We start from the raw sequence: 17,340 nt of genomic DNA on the forward strand, positions 1-17,340 counted from the left end.
TAGGCACCGCTGTGAAGGTTTGGTGCGGGACGGCGAGGGATCTCGCAATCCGCCCCCGAAGCGTTTCCCGTTCGCCCCATTGACACCCTCCCCGCCCCATCCCTACTGTCGCGCCAGCATTTCGAACGGGTGACGAAATATCGAACGGGCGAGAGGCAACTGCCGTGCGCATCACCGGAATCAGCACGCACGTGGTCGGCACACCGTGGCGCAATCTGACGTACGTCCAGGTGCACACCGACGAGGGCGTCACGGGGGTCGGCGAGACCCGGATGCTGGGCCGCACCGACGCGCTGATCGGCTATCTGCGCGAGGCCGAGGCCAACCACGTGCTCGGCTCGGACCCGTTCGCGATCGAGGATCTCGTGCGCCGGATGAAGTACGGCGACTACGGGCGGGCCGGCGAGATCGTCATGTCGGGCATCGCGGTCGTGGAGATGGCCTGCTGGGACATCAAGGGCAAGGCCCTCGGCGTGCCGGTCTGGCAGCTGCTGGGCGGCAGGGTCACCGACCGGGTGAAGGCGTACGCCAACGGCTGGTACACGACCGAGCGGACCCCGGAGGCCTACCACGAGGCCGCCCGGCAGGTCGTGGCGCGCGGGTACCGGGCGCTGAAGATCGACCCCTTCGGCACCGGCCACTTCGAGCTGGACCACGAGCGCACCCTGTACGCCGTCTCGCTGGTCGAGGCCGTGCGGGACGCCGTCGGTCCCGGCACCGAGCTGATGCTGGAGATGCACGGCCGCTTCTCCCCGGCCACCGCGGTACGGCTGGCGCGCGAACTCGCGCCCTTCGACCCCGCCTGGCTGGAGGAGCCGGTGCCGCCGGAGAACCTCAAGGCCCTGGAGAAGGTCGCCGCCAAGGTGGACGTCCCGCTCGCCACCGGTGAGCGCGTCCACGACCGGATCGAGTTCCGGGAGCTGTTCGAGAGCCAGGCGGCGGACATCATCCAGCCGGACGTCGGCCACATCGGCGGCCTCTGGGAGACACGCAAGCTCGCCGCCGCCGCCGAGGCCCACTACATGCTCGTCGCCCCGCACAACGTGGGCGGATCCGTGCTGACCGCCGCCTCGCTCCACCTCGGCCTCAGCACACCGAACTTCAAGATCCTGGAGCACTTCAACGACTTCGCGGACGCGGAGATCAAGAAGGTGGTGAAGGGCGCCCCCGAGGTCGTGGACGGCTACTTCCACCTCTCCGACGCGCCGGGCCTCGGAGTCGAGCTGGACACCGACGCCGCCGCCGAGTTCCCGCAGCAGCAGGCCCGGTTCGACCTGTGGGCCGAGGGCTGGGAGCAGCGCAGGCCGAAGGGCGCGAAGTGAGCGCCGGCGGCTCCCAGGTCCTGGTCGAGGGGCCGGGCACGCACCGGATCGAGGAGCACACGCCCCGGGCACCCGGTCCCGGCGAGGCGCTGGTCGCCGTGCACGCGGTGGGCGTCTGCGGCAGCGACCGCGAGCTGTACCAGGGCAACCGGCCTGCGGGGTACGTGCGTTACCCGCTCGTCCCCGGCCACGAGTGGTCCGGGACCGTGCGCGCGGTCGGCCCCGGGGTGCCGGAGAGCCTGACCGGCCGCGAGGTCGTCGGGGAGGGCTTTCGCAACTGCCAGGTGTGCGCACGCTGTCACGCGGGCGAGACCACGCTGTGCACGGCCGGGTACGAGGAGACCGGCTTCACCCGGCCGGGCGCCATGGCCACCACGCTGACCCTGCCCGCCCGGCTGCTGCACCCACTGCCCGCCGGCACCGACCTCACCGCCGCCGCCCTGCTGGAGCCGGCCGCGTGTGTCGCCGCCGCCGCGCTGAAGGCGCGGGCCCGGCCGGGCGAGCGGGTCGCGGTGGTCGGCACGGGCACGCTCGGCATGTTCGCCGCGCAGTTCCTCGCGGCGGTCTCACCGGCCGAGCTGCTGGTGGTGGGGGCGGGCCGGGAACGGGCGGACCTGGCACGGCGGTTCGGTGCCACCGACTTCCGGACCGCGGACCAGGAGCTGCCGGACGACTTCGACGTCGTGATCGAGGCCGCCGGGTCCGCGTCCGCCGCGCGCACCGCCGCCTCCCTCCTGCGGCGCGGCGGACGGCTGGTGCTCACCGGCATCCCGGCGCCGGGCGCGGACGGACTCGACCCGACCGCTCTCGTCGTACGGCAGCTGGAGGTGCGCACGGTGTTCGGCGCGCCGCCAAAGGCCTGGGCGCACGCGGTACGGATGTTCGCCGCCGGACTCCTCGACCCGCTCGCCCTGGTCACGCACGAGCTGCCGCTGACCGCGTTCGCGCGGGCCGTAGAGCTGGTGGGGGCCGGCGACCCGGGGGTGGGCAAGGTGCTGCTGCGGCCTCAGCCGTACGCCGGCCGGGGGTGACCTGAACCGCGCCCGGCCGGCGTACCACCGGGCCGCCCCGCGGCCTCCCGTGCCCCACCCACGGTCTCCCGTGGCCCGCCACACCCGTGATCTCGAACCTTGTCCGGTATACCGAACGCGAAGGACAGCTTGTGACCGACGCTTACGCCCCGGCGGCCCGCAGGCCCGGCGAGCAGGTGCTCGCCGCGCTCGGGCTGGGCCACCCCGCGCTCGATCCCGCCGACGCCTCCGCCCACCGCTTCCCGGGCGGCGGCAGCTGGCGCACCGAGATCCCCTCGTGCGAGGGGCCCGAGGCTCTGGCGGTGATCCTGGAGGAGAGCGCGCGCCTGGACGTGCCGGTCCACCGGATCAGCCAGGGCAGCGGCGTGTGGATGCTCACCGACGCGGAGATCACCGAGATGGCCGGGGCGGCCGCCGCCCGGAACATCGAGCTGTGCCTGTTCACCGGCCCGCGCGGCACCTGGGACACCGGCGGCTCGGTGCGCTCCGACTCGCGCGGGGCCGGGCTGCGCGCCCGCGGTCACGACGCGGTCGCCGGGTGCGTCGAAGACGCCGTACGCGCCACCGAGCTGGGCGTGAAGTGCCTGCTGGTGGCGGACGAGGGCGTGCTGTGGACACTGCACCGGGCGCGGCGGTCGGGGATCATCCCGGCGGACACGACGCTGAAGGTCTCCGCGCTCATCGGGCCCGTCAACCCGGCCGCGTACGCGGTGTTCGAGCGGCTCGGCGCCGACTCGGTCAACGTGCCGAGCGATCTGACGCTGGCCCATCTCACCGAGATCCGGCGGGTGTCCGGCGCGCCCATGGACATGTACATCGAGGCCCCCGACGACCTCGGCGGCTATGTCCGGATGTACGAGGTCGCCGAGCTGATCCGGCGCGGCGCGCCGCTCTATCTGAAGTTCGGCCTGTCCAGGGCCCCCGGCATCTACCCGTGGGGCGCCCATCTGCGGGCGTTGACCCTGGAGACCGCCCGGGAGCGGGTGCGCCGGGGCCGGCTCGCCCTGGACCTGCTCGCCCGGCACGGCGCGGACGGCGGCATGGCCCCGCTCGGCTCCCGGCTGCCCGGCCCCCTCGACCGCTTCCCCGTCACCGAGTGACTCCCCCGCCGCGCCGCGGGGCGTAACCCCGCCGGCGCGAAGCGGCACGCCTTCCGCCCCCACACCGAGACCGACGAAGAACGCGCTCCCGCCCCACGCCGAGACGAACCGAAAAAGGACGGATCATCATGCGCAACCGCAGAGCCGTACTCACCGCGACGGCCACGGCCGCCGCGCTCTCCCTCGCCCTGACCGCCTGCGGACAGAACAGCGAGGGCGGCAGCAAGGACAAGGGCGGCGACGCCAAGGGCGGCACGATCGGCATCGCGATGCCGACCAAGTCCTCCGAACGCTGGATCGCCGACGGCGCCAACGTCGTCAAGAACCTCCAGGCCAAGGGGTACAAGACCAAGCTGGTCTTCGGCGAGGACAACCCCGACACCCAGGTCTCGCAGATCGAGAACCTGATCACGCAGGGGGTGAAGGGGCTGATCGTCGCGGCGATCGACAACAAGTCCCTGAACAACGTGCTCCAGGAGGCCGCGGACGCGCACATCCCGGTCATCGCCTACGACCGTCTGATCCTCGGCACGAAGAACGTCGACTACTACGCCTCGTTCGACAACGAGAAGGTCGGCCGGCTGCAGGGCTCGTACATCGTGCACAAGCTCGGCCTGGACGGCGGGAAGAAGGGCCCGTTCAACATCGAGCTGTTCGCCGGCTCCAACGACGACAACAACACCAAGTACTTCTTCAACGGCGCGATGAGCGTGCTCCAGCCGTACATCGACAAGAAGCAGCTGGTGGTCAGGTCCGGGCAGACGGCGCTGAACAAGGTCACCACCCTGCGCTGGGACGGCACCACCGCGCAGCACCGGATGGAGGACGTCCTCACCTCCTCCTACCGCAGCGGCCGGGTCGACGCGGTGCTCTCCCCGTACGACGGCATCTCCATCGGCATCCTGTCGGCGCTGAAGTCGGACGGCTACGGCTCGGCCGGCAAGCCGCTGCCGGTCGTCACCGGGCAGGACGCCGAGCTGGCCTCGGTGAAGTCGATCATCGCCGGTGAGCAGACGCAGACCGTCTACAAGGACACCCGCGAGCTGGCCAAGGTCGCCGCGTCCATGGTCGACGACACCCTCAAGGGCAGGAAGCCTCAGGTCAACGACGCCAAGACGTACGACAACGGCACCAAGGTCGTGCCCGCCTACCTGCTGCAGCCGGTCAGCGTCGACAAGGCGAACTACCGGCAGGTGCTGGTCGACGGCGGTTACTACACCGAGTCCGAGCTCAAGTAAGCCCCCGCCCCTACGAATCGGAAGGCACGACCATGGCGGGACCCGTCCTGGAGATGCGCGCGATCGGCAAGACCTTCCCCGGTGTCACGGCGCTGTCGGACGTCACCCTGACCGTCGGACGGGGCGAGGTCCACGCCGTCTGCGGGGAGAACGGCGCCGGGAAGTCCACCCTGATGAAGGTGCTCTCCGGCGTGCACCCGTACGGCAGTTACGAGGGCGAGATCCTCTTCGAGGGCGAGGTCTGCCGGTTCCGGGACATCCGGGCCAGCGAGCGCGACGGCATCGTCATCATCCACCAGGAGCTGGCGCTGGTGCCGTACCTCTCGCTCGCGGAGAACCTCTTCCTCGGCAACGAGCACGCCCGGCACGGCATCGTCGACTGGCGGGAGACCCTCCGGCACGCCACCGCGCTGCTGCGCCGGGTCGGGCTGCACGACCATCCGGAGACCCGCGTCGCCGACATCGGCGTGGGCAAGCAGCAGCTCGTGGAGATCGCGAAGGCGCTGTCGAAGTCGGTGAAGCTGCTGATCCTGGACGAGCCGACGGCGGCCCTGAACGACGAGGACAGCGGCAAACTCCTCGATCTGATCCTGGAGTTGAAGACGCAGGGCATCACCTCGATCGTCATCTCGCACAAGCTGAACGAGATCCGCCGGGTCGCCGACTCGGTGACGATCCTCCGCGACGGCCGGTCCGTCGAGACCCTCGACGTCAGGGCGCCGGGCACGACCGAGGAACGGATCATCGCCGGGATGGTCGGCCGCGACCTCGACCACCGCTTCCCCGAACGCACCCCGCACCGGCCCGCACGGGACGCGCCACCGGCACTGGAGATCCGCGGCTGGAGCGTGCACCACCCGATCGACCGGCAGCGCAAGGTCGTGGACGACGTGTCCGTGCACGTCCGCCGCGGGGAGATCGTCGGGATCGCGGGCCTGATGGGGGCCGGCCGCACCGAACTGGCGATGAGCGTCTTCGGCCGCTCCTACGGCCGGTACGGGGGCGGCACGGTCCTGAAGGACGGCGCGGAGATCCGCACCCGGACCGTCGCGGAGGCGGTCCGGCACGGCATCGCCTACGTCACCGAGGACCGCAAGCACTACGGCCTCAACCTCATCGACACCGTCCACCGCAACATCTCGCTGACCGCGCTGGACAAGGTGGCCCGGCGCGGCATCGTCGACGAGCACGAGGAGAGGCGGGTCGCCGAGGGCTTCCGCCGGACCATGAACATCAAGGCGCCGACCGTCTTCGAACCGGCAGGCAAGCTGTCGGGCGGCAACCAGCAGAAGGTCGTCCTCAGCAAGTGGATCTTCGCCGGGCCGGACGTGCTGATCCTGGACGAGCCCACGCGCGGCATCGACGTCGGCGCCAAGTACGAGATCTACACCGTCATCGACCAACTCGCCGCCGAGGGCAAGGCGGTCGTCTTCATCTCCTCCGAACTGCCCGAACTGCTCGGCATGTGCGACCGCATCTACACGATGGCCGCCGGGCGGCTGACCGGTGAGGTGCCGCGGGCCGAGGCGACCCAGGAAGCGCTGATGCGCCTGATGACCAAGGACAAGGGCGCGCCGACGCGCCACCCGAGCGAGGACGGAGAGGTGACGCCGTGAGCACGGACGTGACCGCGACGGACCCGGCGCCCGCGCCGCCGGGCGGCGGCGGGCCGGCGCCCGGGGAAGGCATGCTCCGGCTGATGCTGGACGGCCTGCGCCGCAACATGCGCCAGTACGGGATGCTGATCGCGCTCGGCCTGATCGTGGTCCTCTTCGCGATCTGGACCGACGGGGACCTGCTGCTGCCGCGCAACGTCTCCAACCTGGTGCTGCAGAACAGCTACATCCTGATCCTCGCGATCGGCATGATGCTGGTGATCATCGCCGGGCACATCGACCTGTCGGTCGGCTCGCTGACGGCGTTCACCGGCGCCTTCGCGGCCGTACTGACCGTGCAGCACGGGATGCCCTGGCCGCTCGCGCTGGTGCTGTGTCTGCTGGTGGGGGCCGCGGCGGGCTCGGTCCAGGGCTTCCTGATCGCGTATCTCGGCATACCGTCCTTCATCGTCACGCTCGCCGGGATGCTCCTCTTCCGCGGGATGACGGAGATCCTGCTGAAGGGGCAGACCCTCGGCCCCTTCCCGGACGGCCTGCAGAAGCTCGGCAACGGCTTCCTGCCGGAGACCGGTCCGGACACCAACTACCACAACCTCACCCTGCTGCTCGGGCTCGTCCTGATCGCGGCCGTGGTCCGCCAGGAGGTCCGTGACCGGCGCCGGCACCGGGAGTTCGCCCTGGAGGTGCCGCCCACGCGCCTGTTCCTGCTCAAGCTGACGGCCCTGGTCTCGGCCGTCCTCGCGCTCACCCTTCTGCTCGCCAGCTACAAGGGTGCCCCGATCGTGCTGATCATCCTCGGCGTGCTGGTCGCGGGCTACGGCTACCTCATGCGCAACGCGGTGTTCGGCCGGCACGTCTACGCGATCGGCGGCAACCTGCCGGCGGCCAAGCTGTCCGGGGTGAAGGACAGGAAGGTCACCTTCTGCGTCTTCCTGAACATGGGCGTGCTCGCGGCCCTGGCCGGACTGGTGGTCGCCGCCCGGCTGAACGCGGCCTCGCCGAAGGCGGGCGTCAACTTCGAACTGGAGGCGATCGCCTCGGCGTTCATCGGCGGCGCGTCCATGAGCGGCGGGGTCGGCACCGTCCTCGGCGCCATCATCGGCGGTCTCGTCCTCGGTGTGCTGAACAACGGCATGAACCTGCTGAGCGTCGGCACCGACTGGCAGCAGGTCATCAAGGGCGTCGCCCTGCTGGTGGCGGTCGGGTTCGACGTGTGGAACAAGCGCAGGTCGGGCGGGTAGAACGGCCGGGGCGATGTGAACAGGCTCACGTACCCCCGGAGTTGAACGACACCCCTGCCGCCTCCGTATCCATGGGTGGCCCGTGCTCCCCCGCACGGGCCACCCTTCGACGGAGGTTGCCTTGCCTGACAACGTCACCGCGTTGTTCCGCAGCACAGCGGCGCACAGCCCGTCGATGGCGGCGCTGACGCGGGAGAGCGACGGGACGGGCCCGGTGGACTTCTGCATCCCGTGCAACCCCTACTTCCCCACGCCCGCCATGTTCGACGACATGGCGGCCCGGTTGCGCGAGATCATCACGTACTACCCGAGCGGCGCCGACACCATCACCGCCGAACTGTGCGGCCTGCTCCGGCTTCCGCCGCAGTGCGTGGCGATGGGCAACGGCTCGACCGAGCTGATCACCTGGATCGACCATCTGCTGGTCCGTGAGTCCCTGGCGATCCCGGTCCCCACCTTCGGCCGCTGGACCGACCAGCCGATGGAGACCGGCAAGCGGGTCGACATGTTCCCGCTCCAGGAGGCGAACGGCTTCGCGCTGGACCTCGGCCAGTACGCCGAGTTCATCCGTACACGCGGCACGCGCGTCGCGGTCATCTGCAACCCGAACAACCCCGACGGCGGTTATCTGCGCAAGCAGTCGGTGGTGCAGTTCATGGACGCCATGGCCGACCTGGACCTGGTGATCGTGGACGAGTCGTTCCTGGAGTTCGCGGACGCGGAGGCCGAGCCGAGCGTCGTGCAGGAGGCGATGCTGCGGCCCAACGTGATCGTGCTGCGCAGCCTCGGCAAGAACTTCGGCCTGCACGGCATCCGCTTCGGCTACATGGTCGCCAACCCGTCCCTGGCGGGCCGCGTGCGCTCCATGCTCCCCAAGTGGAACCTCAACTCGTTCGCCGAGCACGTGGTGTTCATGCTGCGCGAGCACGGCACCGAGTACGCGCAGAGCCTGCTGCAGGTGCGCCGCGACCGGCTGGACATGGCCGGCCACCTCTCCGCCCTGCCCGGCCTCACGGTCTACCCCTCGCAGGGCAACTTCCTCTTCGTGCGCCTTCCCGTGGGCGCCGAGGGCACCGTGGTCCGGGACCGGATGCTCACCGAGCACCGGATCCTGGTCCGCGAGTGCGGCAACAAGATCGGTTCTTCCAGCCGCTTCCTGCGGCTCGTGGTGCGCCCCCAGGTCGACGTGCGACGCCTGGTGTCCGGCCTGGAGTCGGTGCTCTACGAGCCCAGGAGGGGAGCCGCCGTACCCGAGCTGGGCGCCGGGACCAGTTACAGCTCGGGTACGGCGGCGGTCGACCGGCTGGTCGGCACGACCAACGGGGCCGGCGTGCGACTGGCCCCGCAGGCCGGCGCGGCGGCCCCCGCCCCGGGGCTCGCCGACGCCCCGCCCGCCGGCACCGGCATGCCGCTCACCGCCGCCGCGGCACCGCCCGGCAGCGCGATGCCGGTGCCGGCGACAGCTCAGGGGGTGCCACCGCAGCAGCCGGTGCCCGTGACGGCCCCGCCGATGCAGCAGCCCGCCGCGGTCGCCGCGATGCAGCAGCCGGCGGCGGTCGCGGCACAGCAGCCGATGGCGGCGATGGCCGCCATGGCCGCGATACCGGCCCAGCAGCCGGTGGCCGCGATACCGATGCAGCTGCCGCCGGGCCCCGCGCCGGCCCTCGCCCCGTTCCCCGCGCAGGTCCCGCTCGCGACCGCCGTCGTACCGCCCCTGCAGGCCCCCGCTCCGGTCGCCGCGCCGCCCGCTCCGGCCCCGGCCGCCCCGGTGGGCGTTCCGGTGCCGGTGCCGGCCGCCGCCGTCCAGAACGGGCGCACCCCGCCGGGCGTCCCGGCCCGCGGCGGGCTCACCGCGGCTCAGGTGCGGGGCATGACGGCTCCGGGGATGCCGGCCGCGCCGCCGCCCGTCGGTCTCGCCCCGGCCCCGGCGACGGGCTGGCCCGACGCGCAGAGCTGGCCGAACGCGGCGGGGATGGGCGAGGTGGCCGGCTGACGGCCGCTCACTCCCGGGCGCCGGGGCACTCCTGCCAGGCCAGGTGGTAGACGGTGCTGATGTCCCCGTCGGTCGAGTCCATCGTCATGAAACTGACCTTGCCCGGTGCCGTGCTGCCCGCGTTCACCCGTATCTCGGTGTTGATGTTGAAGTTGCGCAGGACGCCGCAGGGCGCCCAGACGAGCTGGGCCCAGTCGGTGTTGTCGGTGGCCTGCCAGTCGTCGTTGTAGGGACCGGCGAAGGGGTGGGTCTTCGCGGCGGTGCTCGGGGAGCCCTGGAAGTAGTACGAGGCCTTCTGGGTGCCGCTCGCGCCCGGCTGGAGCGAGGCGAAGCCGCGGTAGTCCGCGCTGGCGATCGCGTAGGTGAAGCCCTGCGGGACGTGCACGACCAGGTTGAGCTGGCAGTTCTTGCGGAAGGCCGTGGGGTCGGAGCCGCCGCCGGCCTGGGCGAGGTAGTCGCTGTAGGTCACCGTGAACGCGGTGTTGTCCAGGGAGACGGCCACCGCGGCCGTGCCCTGGGGACAGCCGGAGCCGTTCACCGTCGCGACATCGATGACGATCTTGTCGGAGGGCGGGTCGTCGAAGACGGGCGAGGAGGACGCCGGTGCGGGCAGTGCCGTGGCGAGGAGAGCGGCCGCGCCGCTCAGGAGGAGCCCACCAGTCATGGTTTCTCCCGGTTGTGGAGTGGGGGGTTCGGCCTCCGCCCCCTCCGTTGAACTTTGAAGAACCTGTGCGGAACCTGTGAAGGGAGTGGAGGCAGGGGAAGCCTAGGAAGCCCCGCCACCGGGCGGGAGGCCGAACTCCGGCCATTCACAACCGGCTTTTCACGCTCCGCCGCGCACGGTGGCCGTTTCCTCCGTCTTCACCGGGCCGTCACCCTGCCGTACGGACCGCGCGGGTACCGCCCGTACCGCGTAATCCGCCCGCGCCGGGCCCCTCACGCGCGTCACGGGCGGCCGCTCCATGGAGAATGGCCGGACCCCCGCCCCCGTAAGATCGCCCGGGAGGATCCACCTTGGCGCTTGACAGACGTACCTTCAGTGCCCTGGCCGGCTCGGCCGCGCTCGGCTTCGCCCTGGGCGGCAGCGGCGGTCCGGGGGTGTCCCCGGCGTACGCGGCCCGCAGCGTGCCCACCGGTCCGGCGCCCGCCCCGCCGCGCGCCGACGGCAAGCGGCACACCGTCGGATACGACGCGCACTCCCTGCTCGTGGACGGGCGGCGGCTGGTCCTGTGGTCCGGCGAGATGCACCCCTTCCGGCTGCCGAGCCCGTCCCTGTGGCGGGACGTGCTGCAGAAGATGCGGGCGCACGGGTACAACGCCGTGAGCATCTACGTGTCGTGGAACTACCACTCCCCCGCCCCCGGCCGTTACGACTTCTCCGGCGTCCGGGACCTCGACCTGTTCCTGCGCACGGCCGCCGAGACCGGGCTGTACGTCATCCTGCGCCCCGGCCCGTACATCAACGCCGAGGTCGACGGCGGCGGCTTCCCGGGCTGGCTGACGGCGACGAAGGGTGTCGCGCGCACGGCCGACCCGGACTACCTGCGGTACGCCGACGAGTGGCTGACGCAGGTGAACCGGATCGCCCGACGGCACCTGTTCACCGAGGGCAGCGGAACGATCCTGCTCTACCAGATCGAGAACGAGTACGACTCCCACGTCAAGGAGCCGGCCGGCCGGGACTACATGTCCCACCTGTACCGCAGGACCAGGCAGGACGGGATCGACGTCCCCCTCTTCCACAACGACAAGGGCCGCAACGGCTACTGGGTCCCCGGCTCGTTCGACACGGGCGGGGAGAGGGACGGCTGGCTGTACGGGTTCGACGGGTATCCCTCGCCGTCCCAGACCCCTCCGGACTGGGGGCACTTCGGGCACGGCGGGCCGACGGGCGGGGCGACGGCCTCCCCGCGCACGCCCGGGTTCGTGCCCGAGTTCGGGGGCGGCTGGTTCGACCCGTGGGGCGGGGCCTGGTTCGACGGCTTGGGCTACGCCGAGTCGCGGCGCACCCGGGACTCCGCCTACGAGCGGCGCTTCTACCTGACCAACCTGGCCAACGGGCTCACCCTGCACAACGTGTACATGACCTTCGGCGGCACGTCCTGGGGCTGGCTGCCCGCGCCGGTGGTCTACACGTCGTACGACTACGGGGCCGCGATCGACGAGGCCCGCAACGTCACCGAGAAGATCGCCCCGATGCACCAGCTCGGGCATCTGCTCCAGCGCGTGCCCGACTTCGCCCGGCTGGACCGGGCGGCGGAGGTCCACGCGGAGGGCCTGAAGGTCTACCACCTGACCAACCCGGACACCGGCACCCACGTGTACGTGGCCCGCAACGACGGCACGGAGTCCGTCACCACCGAGCTGCCCACGGACGCCGGCCCGCTGCGGATCACCGTGCCCGCGCGCGACGCCCGCATGCTGGCCACCGGGCTGTCGCTGGGCAGGCGGACGATGAAGTACTGCACCGCGCAGCCCATGATGAACCTGACGGCCGGGCGGCTGGAGATCGCCGTGTTCACCGGGCGCCGGGGCGACATGGCGGACATGGTCCTGAAGTGCCCGGTGGAGCCGCTCGTCCAGCGGCTCGACCCGGAGGGCGCCTGGGCCTACGACGGCAACGAACTCCACATGAACGCGCCCCTCGGGCAGGAAGGCCTCACCCGGATACTGGTCGCCCAGGGCGAGAGCGACGTCCCGCTGCTGGTGCTCTTCGCCGACGACGCCACCGCCGTACGCCTGTTCCCCTACGACACCCCGTCCGGCACCCTGCTGGTGTACGGCCCCAAGCTGCTGCGCCACGCCGAACTGCGCGGTTCCGAGGTGCACCTGACGGGTGACCTCGACACGGCGGCCGGCCTGGAGGTGTGGGGCCCGCGCGGCGTCACGGACCTGGTGTGGAACGGACGGAAGGTGCCGACCCGGATCACCGTCTCCGGCAGCCTGATGACGACCGGCCCGGTGCCCGGCGTGCCCGAGGTGGTGCTGCCCCCGCTGGGCCGGTGGCGGATGCGCACGGAGAACCCGGAGGCGGGCCCGGGCTTCGACGACTCGTCGTGGCGGGCCGCCGACAAGACGTCGTCGTACAGCGTCACTCCGGTCCCGCGTGGCGGGCCGGTGCTGTTCGCCGACGACTACGGGTTCCACTACGGCGACGTCTGGTACCGCGGCACCTTCGACGACACCACCGGCATCGACGAGGTCTCGCTCGCCTACACCACCGGCACGCAGGGCCTGTTGATGGCGTGGCTGGACGGGGAGCCGCTGGGAACCCACCGGATGCCGGTGCCCGACAAGGACACGACCATCCGCAAGGGCAGCTGGGACGCGACCGCCGTCTTCCCCGTGCGGGAGCGGCTGCGCTCGTCCGGCCGGCACGTCCTGTCGGTCCTCGTGCGGCGCATGCAGCACGACCAGGACGGCAAGGCGCTGGACACCCACAAGGTGGCACGCGGCCTGACCGCGGCCGTCTTCAAGGGGGCCACGCCGAAGGTGGCCTGGCGGATCCAGGGCGAGACGGGCGCGGACCCGGTGCGCGGACCGCTGAACAACGGCGGCCTGTACGGCGAGCGCGAGGGCTGGCACCTGCCCGGCTTCCCCGACCCCGACTGGCAGGCGGTGACCTTCCCCCGGGCCGAGCGGCGGCAGGGCGTGACCTGGTACCGGACAACCTTCCGGCTGTCGGTGCCGCGGGACGTCGACGCCTCGGTCGGGCTGACCCTGGAGGACGACCCGTACCGGGCCTACCGGGCGCAGATCTTCCTCAACGGCTGGAACATGGGCCAGTACATCAACAACGTCGGCCCGCAGCACACCTTCGTCCTGCCAGGCGGCATCCTGCGCACCCGGGGCACCAACACCCTGGCGCTGGCGGTGCTGTCGGAGTTCACGACACTGTCCGGGCCGGGGAAGGTGAGCCTGACCCTGCTGGGGCGGACGGCGGGAGGCGTGCCGGTGACGCCGGTGCTGTCGCCGGGGCACTGAGGTCGCTGAGGTCGCCGGCGTGGCTGACGTCGCTGAGGCCCGCCGAGGCCCGCTGACGCAGGGTGGGCGCGGCGGGTGGCCGGCGGTGCGCGGCGGACGCCGCTCGCCGGTGGTTCCTCCCCGCGCGGCGGCCGGAGCGGCGGTCGCGGCACCGGCCGGAACAACAGCCCCGGATGGCATGACGTGGACACACTCGGCCGCGTACGCTCGGACGGTCCGCACAGGGGCGGGCGCGAAGGGGGACGGATGGTCATCGCGGGCGCGCGACGGCGGGCGGCACGCCTGACCGCACGGCTGGCCGCGTGCCTGCGCCGCTCCGGCCCGGTCCCCGCCGGACGCTCGCTGGCCGCCGCGCTCGCCGCCGCCGTACGCGCCCGGCCCCGGCAGCCCGTAGGGGTCGAGGACTTGTGCCGTGCGCTGTGCGAGGAGATGAGCGCGCGGCGGGACGGCCGTCCGGTGGAACTGCGCTTCGAGCGCTTCCCGGACGAGATCGAGGTCACCGGCCTGTGGATGGAGTTCCAGGACTTCGACCTGGTCATCGTGGAGGAACGCGCCGAGGCGGTGCAGCGACTCGTCATCCTGGGACACGAGTTGTGGCATCTGCACGCCGGGCACCGGCACCACCACCCGGCCGGGGACGCGGTCGCCCGCGCGTTCGCCGACACGCCCGGCTGGCGTGACCCGGCGCTGACCGTCGCCGCCCGCAACGGCTCACGGGAGTCCGACGAGGCGGCGGCCGAGGACTTCGGACACCGCCTGGCCGCCCTGTTCCGGCACTGCCTCACGGACCGGGCGCCGGGCCCGGACACACCCCTGCACCCCGTCCAGCGCTCTCTCGGCTACCGGGGACGCCAAGGAGCCGCCCGGTGACCTCGTCGGCGTTCAACGCCCCCGCGTTACTGGGCGAGTTCTACATCTCCTTCTGGATACCGACGGCCGTGCTCGGCGCGGCCCTGGTCATCAAGCTGCCCACGATCATCCGCCTGTGGCGGGACCCGCTGCTGCGCGCGGTCGGCGGACTGCTGCTGCTCGCCCTGGCCGTCTTCGTGTTCTGCACGCCCTCCACGATCGCCCGGGTGAACCGGCTGACCGGCGTGCCCAACATCTCGGCGCCCTGGTGCTATTCGCTGCTCACCGCGTTCTGCGGCTCCTGCCTGCTGCTGATCGTCACCTGGCGCAACGGCCCCGCCGACCGTTCACCGGTGACCCGGCGGGCGACACGCCGGGTGGTGTCGGCGTACTGCGGGGTGATCGTCGCCCTGTGGGTGCTGTTCTGGCTCGCCGACGCGCCCGTGGAACGGCTGCGGGACCTGGACACCTACTACGCCACCACCCCGTTCATGCGCGAGGAGATCCTGCTCTACCTCGTCGCGCACGCCGTGGCCTGCGTGATCACCTCCAGGCTGCTGTGGAACTGGGTGCGCACCGAGGGCCTGGACGCGTGGCTGCGCTGGGGGCTGAAGCTGCTGGGCGTGGGCTATGTGGTGAACCTCGTCTTCGACGCGGCCAAGCTGGTCGCCGTCGGCGCGCGCTGGCTGGGGCGGAACCTGGACTGGCTGAGCACCGACCTCGCACCGCCCGTGGCCGCGCTGTCCGCCATCCTGATCGCCGTCGGCTTCATCCTTCCGCACGCCGGCCAGTACCTGCACGACCGCTGGCGCATCCGGCTCGCCCACCGCGAACTGCGGCCGCTGTACCAGCTGATGCGGTCCGCGACCGGCGAGGGCGTGCCGTTCGTGCTGCGGGCCACGCCCGAACTGCGGCTGATCCGGCGCGAGACGTTCATCCGGGACGTGCTGCTGCCGCTGGCCCGGCACATCGACACCGCGCTGAGCGAGCGGTGTTACGACGCCGCGCTCGCCCTCGGCCACCCGCCCCGGCGGGCCCGGGCGCTGGCCCGGGCGGTGGGGATCCTCGACGCGGTCGACGCCAGGGCCCGTACGCCGGAACCGCCGGACGCGGCCGCCGCGCCCGACACCACGCACCTCCTCAAGGAGATCGGGGCCGTCTCCCGAGCCCTCCGCCGTCCCGAGGACATCGCGGCGGTCCGCGCGCGTGCGGCCGCCCCAGCAGAGAGCGTTGCCGTACATGAGTGAACGCAAGTCCACGGCCGTCGTGCTCGGCGGCTCCCTCGCCGGTCTGCTCGCGGCCCGCGCCCTTGCCTCGGCCGGCGCCCGGGTGACCGTCGTCGAGCGGGACGCGCTGCCCGCGGGGCCCGAGCCGCGCAAGGGGCTGCCGCAGGCCCGGCATGTGCACCAGCTGTGGTCCGGCGGCGCGCGGGCGCTGGAGGAGCTGCTGCCCGGCGCGGTGGAGGGGCTGCTGGCGGCCGGGGTCCGCCGGGTGCCGATGACGACGGACATGGTCGGGCTGTCGCCGTACGGCTGGTACCGGCGGTGGGAGGAGTCGGCGTACATGCTGCCCGCCGGCCGGGACCTGCTGGACTGGGTGGTACGCCGACTCGTGCTGGCCGACGACCGGATCGAGCTGGTGGAGCGCGCCGAGGCGGTCGGGCCGACCGGTACGGGGCGGGCGGTGACCGGGGTGCGGGTGCTCCCCCACGACGGCGCCGAGCGCACCCTGCCGGCCGACCTGGTCGTGGACGCCACCGGGCGCGGCTCCCGTGCCTCCCACTGGCTGGCCGGCCTCGGGCTGCCCGCGGCCGAGCGGCGGGAGGTCGACTCCGGACTGGGGTACGCCAGCCGGCTGTTCCGGGCGCCCGAGGGTGCACGGGAGGGCTTCCCCGTCGTCAACATCGCCCCCGATCCCCGGGGTTCGGGGACCGGGCGGGGCGGTGTGCTGCTTCCGGTCGAGGACGGCAAGTGGCTCGTCACCCTCATCGGCGGCCGGGGCGACGAACTGCCCGCCGAGGAGGCGGACTTCCTCCCGTACGCCCTGGACCGGCTGCGGCATCCGCTGCTCGGGGAGCTGCTGGCGCACGCGGAACCACTGAGCGGGGTGACGGTCACCAGGACCACGGCCAACCGCCGCCACTTCTACGAGCGGGCCGCGCGCTGGCCGGAGGGGTTCGTGGTCCTCGGGGACGCGGTGTGCGCGCTGAACCCGGTGTACGGGCACGGGATGGCGCTCGCCGCGCAGTCCGCGCTGGCGCTGCGTGAGGTGGCGCTGCGGCGGGGCGGGGTCGGTGCGGCCGGGCTGTCGCGGCACGTCCAGAAGGCGGTCGGGCGCTCGGTGCGGGCGGGCTGGGATCTCGCGATCGGCTCGGACGTCTTCTACCCCGGTGCCACGGAGGCCGGTCCCACCCTGCGGGACCGGGTGCTCTCCGCGTACGTCGACCGTCTGCTGTACACCGCCACGGGCAACGGGCGCATCGCGCGGCGTATGACCGACGTGACGTCGTTGCAGCGGGGGGCGGAGAGTTTGCTGTCGCCTGCCGTGCTTTTGGCTGCCGCGGTGGGGCCGGTGAAGGAGCCTTTGGCTGGGCCGCCGTTGAGTTTGGCGGAGTGGGAGGCGGCGGGGGTTCGGTAGGTCGGGGGGCCTTGGGGGGCCTTTTTTGGAGGCGCTTTCGGGTGCGGGTCCGTTGTGGCCGGTCGCGCAGTTCCCCGCGCCCCTTGGGGGGTTGGGGGGCGGGTCGGCTGGGGGGCGGCCGGGGTTTTCCGCAGTCGGGTGCGGGTCCGTTGTGGCTGGGCGCGCAGTTCCCCGCGCCCCTTAAGGGGTTGGGGTGCGGGTTGGCTGTCGGGGCGGCCGGGGTTTTCCCCGGTCGGGTGCGGGTCCGTCGTGGCTGAGCGCGCAGTTCCCCGCGCCCCTTGGGGGGTTGGGGGGCGGGTCGGCCGGGGGCGGGCCGGGGTTGTTCGTTT

General features: G+C 72.3%; 12 protein-coding genes. 11 read left to right on the forward strand and 1 reads right to left on the reverse strand.

Features of this window, described 5'->3' with window-relative positions:
- Positions 1-164 precede the first annotated feature (164 nt).
- The 7 genes from OIB37_RS12435 to OIB37_RS12465 all read left to right on the forward strand — a co-directional run bounded on the left by OIB37_RS12435 (position 165) and on the right by OIB37_RS12465 (position 9,541).
- On the forward strand, positions 165-1,322 hold the full coding sequence (locus tag OIB37_RS12435; protein WP_330457647.1) for a mandelate racemase/muconate lactonizing enzyme family protein: 1,158 nt from the start codon (positions 165-167) through the stop codon (positions 1,320-1,322).
- The gene (locus tag OIB37_RS12440; RefSeq protein WP_330457648.1) at positions 1,319-2,353 is read left to right on the forward strand and encodes a zinc-dependent alcohol dehydrogenase; all 1,035 of its coding nucleotides are present in this window, start codon (positions 1,319-1,321) and stop codon (positions 2,351-2,353) included. Before OIB37_RS12435 ends, OIB37_RS12440 begins: the two co-directional genes overlap by 4 nt.
- Positions 2,354-2,484: 131 nt before the next feature.
- A complete protein-coding gene (locus OIB37_RS12445; protein ID WP_330457649.1) occupies positions 2,485-3,453 on the forward strand; it encodes a hypothetical protein in 969 nt (322 codons plus the stop codon).
- 128 nt (positions 3,454-3,581) lie between these two features.
- Positions 3,582-4,691: a multiple monosaccharide ABC transporter substrate-binding protein gene (gene chvE, locus OIB37_RS12450; RefSeq protein ID WP_330457650.1), complete on the forward strand. Its 1,110-nt coding sequence runs from the start codon at positions 3,582-3,584 to the stop codon at positions 4,689-4,691.
- A gap of 32 nt (positions 4,692-4,723) precedes the next feature.
- Complete coding sequence (mmsA, locus tag OIB37_RS12455; RefSeq protein WP_330457651.1) at positions 4,724-6,307, forward strand: multiple monosaccharide ABC transporter ATP-binding protein; 1,584 nt, start codon at positions 4,724-4,726, stop codon at positions 6,305-6,307.
- Positions 6,304-7,548: a multiple monosaccharide ABC transporter permease gene (mmsB, locus tag OIB37_RS12460; protein WP_330457652.1), complete on the forward strand. Its 1,245-nt coding sequence runs from the start codon at positions 6,304-6,306 to the stop codon at positions 7,546-7,548. Before mmsA ends, mmsB begins: the two co-directional genes overlap by 4 nt.
- 121 nt (positions 7,549-7,669) lie before the next feature.
- Positions 7,670-9,541: a pyridoxal phosphate-dependent aminotransferase gene (locus tag OIB37_RS12465; RefSeq protein WP_330457653.1), complete on the forward strand. Its 1,872-nt coding sequence runs from the start codon at positions 7,670-7,672 to the stop codon at positions 9,539-9,541.
- A 7-nt stretch (positions 9,542-9,548) separates the two neighbouring features.
- Here the strand turns inward: OIB37_RS12465 and OIB37_RS12470 are convergent, their stop codons facing one another.
- Entirely contained in the window at positions 9,549-10,205 is a 657-nt protein-coding gene (locus OIB37_RS12470) for a DUF4360 domain-containing protein (protein WP_330457654.1), read from the reverse strand.
- A gap of 350 nt (positions 10,206-10,555) precedes the next feature.
- Between OIB37_RS12470 and OIB37_RS12475 the strand changes: the two genes are divergently transcribed.
- The 4 genes from OIB37_RS12475 (at position 10,556) to OIB37_RS12490 (ending at position 17,011) form a co-directional block, all read left to right on the forward strand.
- On the forward strand, positions 10,556-13,525 hold the full coding sequence (locus OIB37_RS12475) for a glycoside hydrolase family 35 protein (RefSeq protein WP_330457655.1): 2,970 nt from the start codon (positions 10,556-10,558) through the stop codon (positions 13,523-13,525).
- Positions 13,526-13,771: 246 nt separating this feature from the next.
- The gene (locus OIB37_RS12480) at positions 13,772-14,395 is read left to right on the forward strand and encodes a toxin-antitoxin system, toxin component family protein (RefSeq protein ID WP_330457656.1); all 624 of its coding nucleotides are present in this window, start codon (positions 13,772-13,774) and stop codon (positions 14,393-14,395) included.
- On the forward strand, positions 14,392-15,621 hold the full coding sequence (locus OIB37_RS12485) for an MAB_1171c family putative transporter (protein WP_330457657.1): 1,230 nt from the start codon (positions 14,392-14,394) through the stop codon (positions 15,619-15,621). Before OIB37_RS12480 ends, OIB37_RS12485 begins: the two co-directional genes overlap by 4 nt.
- Positions 15,614-17,011 carry an FAD-dependent monooxygenase gene (locus OIB37_RS12490; protein ID WP_330457658.1) on the forward strand — a complete coding sequence of 466 codons (1,398 nt, stop codon included), beginning with the start codon at positions 15,614-15,616 and terminating at the stop codon, positions 17,009-17,011. Before OIB37_RS12485 ends, OIB37_RS12490 begins: the two co-directional genes overlap by 8 nt.
- The last annotated feature ends 329 nt before the right edge of the window (positions 17,012-17,340 follow it).

The sequence above is a fragment of the Streptomyces sp. NBC_00820 genome (assembly GCF_036347055.1).
Taxonomy (GTDB): Bacteria; Actinomycetota; Actinomycetes; order Streptomycetales; family Streptomycetaceae; genus Streptomyces.